The 4,023-nt window shown below is 69.3% G+C and carries 6 protein-coding genes and 1 pseudogene; 6 read left to right on the forward strand and 1 reads right to left on the reverse strand.

The genetic code is table 11. The features are described 5' to 3' along the window. Positions 1 to 110: 110 nt before the first annotated feature. From LQV45_RS19825 to LQV45_RS19840, 4 genes are all read left to right on the forward strand, one after another. Entirely contained in the window at positions 111 to 557 is a 447-nt protein-coding gene (locus LQV45_RS19825) for a hypothetical protein (protein ID WP_230008480.1), read from the forward strand. Then, complete coding sequence (locus tag LQV45_RS19830) at positions 518 to 1,327, forward strand: AzlC family ABC transporter permease (RefSeq protein WP_230008481.1); 810 nt, start codon at positions 518 to 520, stop codon at positions 1,325 to 1,327. Before LQV45_RS19825 ends, LQV45_RS19830 begins: the two co-directional genes overlap by 40 nt. Next, on the forward strand, positions 1,324 to 1,635 hold the full coding sequence (locus LQV45_RS19835) for an AzlD domain-containing protein (protein WP_230008482.1): 312 nt from the start codon (positions 1,324 to 1,326) through the stop codon (positions 1,633 to 1,635). Before LQV45_RS19830 ends, LQV45_RS19835 begins: the two co-directional genes overlap by 4 nt. Positions 1,636 to 1,743: 108 nt before the next feature. After that, positions 1,744 to 1,983 (forward strand): hypothetical protein, encoded by a 240-nt coding sequence (locus tag LQV45_RS19840; RefSeq protein ID WP_230008483.1) that lies wholly within the window; start codon positions 1,744 to 1,746, stop codon positions 1,981 to 1,983. Between the two features lie 51 nt (positions 1,984 to 2,034). On the opposite strand, the gene LQV45_RS19845 is transcribed toward LQV45_RS19840, so the two are convergent. Then, on the reverse strand, positions 2,035 to 2,667 hold the full coding sequence (locus LQV45_RS19845; RefSeq protein ID WP_028275272.1) for a TetR/AcrR family transcriptional regulator: 633 nt from the start codon (positions 2,665 to 2,667) through the stop codon (positions 2,035 to 2,037). A gap of 177 nt (positions 2,668 to 2,844) precedes the next feature. Between LQV45_RS19845 and LQV45_RS19850 the strand changes: the two genes are divergently transcribed. Continuing rightward, positions 2,845 to 3,210, forward strand: coding sequence for a thiamine-binding protein (locus LQV45_RS19850; protein WP_230008484.1), 366 nt, complete (start codon positions 2,845 to 2,847; stop codon positions 3,208 to 3,210). 92 nt (positions 3,211 to 3,302) lie between these two features. Beyond that, positions 3,303 to 3,927: pseudogene (locus tag LQV45_RS19855) on the forward strand (O-methyltransferase). Positions 3,928 to 4,023 lie beyond the last annotated feature (96 nt).

Raw genomic sequence — 4,023 nt, forward strand, 5'->3', positions numbered from 1 at the left:
GGCCCCCACGGTAGCCGTCTGGCTGCCACACGGATCCCGGGCTGACATCTTTACATCCCCGCGTCCCGGGCGGATTACGGCCGGCGTGGCCGCTGTGGTTGAGTTGTTGCATGCCATTTCGCCGGCCCGTCCCGGACCTCCAGACGCTGTCCGCGGCAGCGATGAGCGCGCTGCTGCTCACCAGTGCCGCCAAGCACTTCCGCGAGCCTGAATTTTTCCACCCGGTGGTACCCGACTTCCTGTGCCGGGACGACTCCGGCGAGCAGCCGAACGGGCCCCTGGCCGTCCTGTCCCGTGAGGAATGGGTGGCAGTGAGCGGGCTGCTGGAAGCCGCCGCCGCCGTCGGGCTCCTGGTCCCGGCCACCCGGAGGGCCGCCGCGGGCTGCGTCACGGCGATGTTCGCCGCCTTCCTCGCCGGCCACGTGGATGCCCTGCGCAAAGCCTACGGGCCGGAGGGCTCGCCGCGCCGGCGACGCGTGCACACCCTGCGGCTCCCGCTCCAGGCGCCCCTCATCGCATGGGCCTGGACTTTGACGCGGCGGAACCGGCGCCCGTGAAAATCCTGCAGTCACCGGCGGTGCGGATCGGTTTATCGATCAGCATCGCCACCGGTCTCTACGGCGTCTCCTTCGGTGCGCTGTCCGTAACCTCGGGCCTGGATTTCTGGCAGACCATGGCACTGAGCCTGCTGCTGTTCAGCGGCGGCTCGCAGTTCGCCTTCATCGGTGTGGTGGCCGGAGGCGGGTCCGGCGTCGCAGCGATGGGCGCCGCGACGCTGCTGGGCATGCGCAACGGCATCTACGGCATGCAGATCAATGCCCTCCTGCAGCCGCGCGGGTGGCGGAAGTTTGCCGCGGCCCAGCTGACCATCGACGAGTCCACCGCCACCAGCACAGGGCAGACGGACCCCGACGAGCAGAAACGCGGCTTCTGGACCGCCGGAATCGGCGTCTTTGTCCTCTGGAACCTGTTCACCGCCCTCGGCGCACTGGCCGGCGGGGCGCTCGGGGATCCCAAACAGTGGGGACTGGACGGTGCCGCCGTGGCGGCCTTCCTGGGCCTGCTCTGGCCGCGGCTGAAAGGCAGGGAACCTGTGGCCATCGCGGTGGTCTGCGCGCTGGCCACCGTGCTGGCCGTGCCGTTCGTGCCCCCGGGAGTGCCGATCCTCGTCGCCGCCGTGGTCGCGGCAGGGATCGGCTGGTTCAGCCACGGCCGCAGCGATGAGGGCCTGGAACCGGACGTCGATCCGTACGCGGAGGACCACGTGCACCACCACCACGACCCGGCCCGCGAATCCCGCAGTGACCGCCCCGGAGACGACGCATGAATCTTTGGATGTGGCTGCTGCTCTCCTGCCTGCTCGCCTACGCCTGGAAGCTGCTCGGTTACCTGGTGCCGGCCAGCCTGCTCCGCAACCCGCGGATGTCCAGGATTGCCGGGACCATGACAATCGGGCTGCTGGCGTCCCTGACGGTGGTCAATGCTGTCGCCTCCGGCCAGTCGCTCGTCCTGGACGCCCGGCTGGGCGCATTGGCGGCGGCGGGCATCGCCTTGTGGTTGCGTGCGCCGTTCCTGGTGGTGGTGATCGCCGGCGCTGCCGCGGCCGCCGGGCTCCGGCTGCTCGGCTGGGACTGACCCGCCAGTGGAACGCCTGACCGCGCTGGAGCGCGGATGGGCTGTGGGTGCCGCCGGAACGGTCTTTAGTCCCTACTTGGTGCCGGGATGGCATGGGAGCATTCGAACATGACTGAACACGACGGCGAGCTGCCGGCTGCCGGCCGGGAGGCTGCCGACGAGCAGGCCCCGGAGCAGCAGGCCTCGGAGCCGCGCAAGGATCAGCGCACCAAGCAGCACGAGCCGTATGTTTCCGGCGGGGCTGAGTCCACCCGGGAAATGCGCGAAATGTCCCGCCGCCGTCGGGAAGCCGAAGAGAAGCTTCAGCAACACCTTCTCGAAGCCAAGGAAAAGCCGGCCGAAGACTAGCGCCGGGCACCGGGCAGTCGGGGCATATGCCGGATCCGGCGCTTATGGGTGCTAGCCGAGAACGGCGTCGAACGCGGTGCCCGTCAGCGGGGCCTGCGGCGGCAACGCCCGGTCCGGCCGCTCCGTCCGGATGGCGTCCTCAACCAGCGCCACGGGCCGGCGCCACGCGTCGGAGCCCGGCTCCATGGTGTCCACGACGCCGATCAGCATGGCCAGCAGGCGGATCATGTCCGTCATGGAAATATCGCTGCGCAGGGTGCCCTGCCCCTGGCCCCGGCCCAGCAGCACGGCGATGGATTCAATCAGGCCACCCGTAATCCCGGTCAGCAGCCCGCGCCGGCCCGCGACAGCTCCCAGCAGGTTGGCCTCTTCGCTGGCGACATGCATCGTGGCATCGATGACCCGAAAGAGCCCTGCGGCGGCGTCAGGATCGGCCAGGGCCTCATCGATGGCCGGGTCCACCTGCAGCCGGAGCTGCTGGTTCAGGGCAGCGAGCACCAGCTCTTCCTTGTCGGCGAAATTCCGGAAAAGGGTGGCGGGACCCACTCCGGCGGTGACGGCAATGGTCTGCAGCGGCACCTCGGGGCCGTGCTCGCGGAAGCACTGGCGGGCCGCGGCGATGATTTTGTCCACGTTGCGCGCGGCATCTGCGCGGAGCGGCCTGCGGTCTACTGCCCGGTTCATTTGCCTAGGGTAGCAACGCGAAGGGTGCGCGAACCTGTTACCGGCGGGTAGTGACTTATATGACGGTGGCGGAGGTGCGCCCGGCCGCTGCCGGGCTGGAATCGCGTGAAAGACTGGTGCCGGACAGCCCGGAAGTTTTCGCCCCCGGTGTCCTGACTGAGTGAAGGGAACCACCACATGCTGGTCGCATTCTCCGTAGCACCCTCCGGTGACCCCGCCAACGGGCAAGCGCCCGGCGACGCGTCGGTCCACGACGCCGTCGCGGCCGCGGTGCGGATCGTCCGGGAGTCGGGCCTGCCCAACCGGACGAGTTCCATGTTCACCGAGATCGAGGGCGAGTGGGACCAGGTCATGGACGTCGTCAAGCGGGCCACGGACGCGGTGGGCGCCTACGGTTCGCGCGTCTCGCTGGTCCTCAAGGCGGACATCCGGCCGGGCTACAGCGGCGAGCTGACCGGCAAGGTGGAACGGCTGGAAAACGCCATCGACGGGCAGGGCGCCGGCGGGACCGGCCCGCAGATTCCAGCCCGGCCGGGAAACTAGGTGGACTGAGTCGGGCCGCACGCCGAAATCCGGGCGGGAAAAGCGCGCCCGCGGGGGTACCGCCGGGCGCGGACGGCTGGAACACTGGGGGCATGATCGAGCATCAGTCCGCCCCCGGCTGGGTCGCCGTCGAGAACTTCCTCTCCGACGCGGTGGTCCGCCCGGACCGTTCACTCAAGCGCGCCGTGACCAGCGCGCTTGAGGCAGGCATGCCGGCCATCGAAGTGGCCCCCAACGCCGGCAAACTCCTGAAACTGCTGGTCCAGCTCTCCGGTGCCCGCCACGTCCTGGAGATCGGCACGCTGGCCGGCTTCAGCACCATCTGGATGGCCCGCCCGCGTCGCGCGGACCAACGTTGACGATGCCGGGCTGGGCCACAAGGTGGACATCCGGGTCGGCGCGGCGCTGGACACCCTGCCCGAGCTGGAAAACGAGGCCGGGCCGCCCTTCGATTTCGTGTTCATCGATGCCGACAAGGAAAACAACCCGCACTACCTGGACTGGGCCATCCGGCTTGGCCGGCCCGGCACCACCATCGTGGTGGACAACGTCGTGTGGGAGGGTGCGGTGCTGGACGCGTCGATGGACCCGGTCAACGCCCCCGGAATCATCAGCACCCTCCAGATGATGGGCGATGACCCGCGGCTGGACGGCACCGTGATCCAGACCGTGGGTTCGAAAGGCTGGGACGGCTTCGCCCTCGCGATCGTCCGCTAGGCGCAAGAGACTGTCCGCCGGGGCGAACGCGCCGGTGGCAGCCGACCCCGTGAAGCCCCGGCCACCCCCAAGTGCTAAGTATGCTTAGATTACTTG

Source organism: Microbacterium sp. Bi128 (assembly GCF_918698205.1).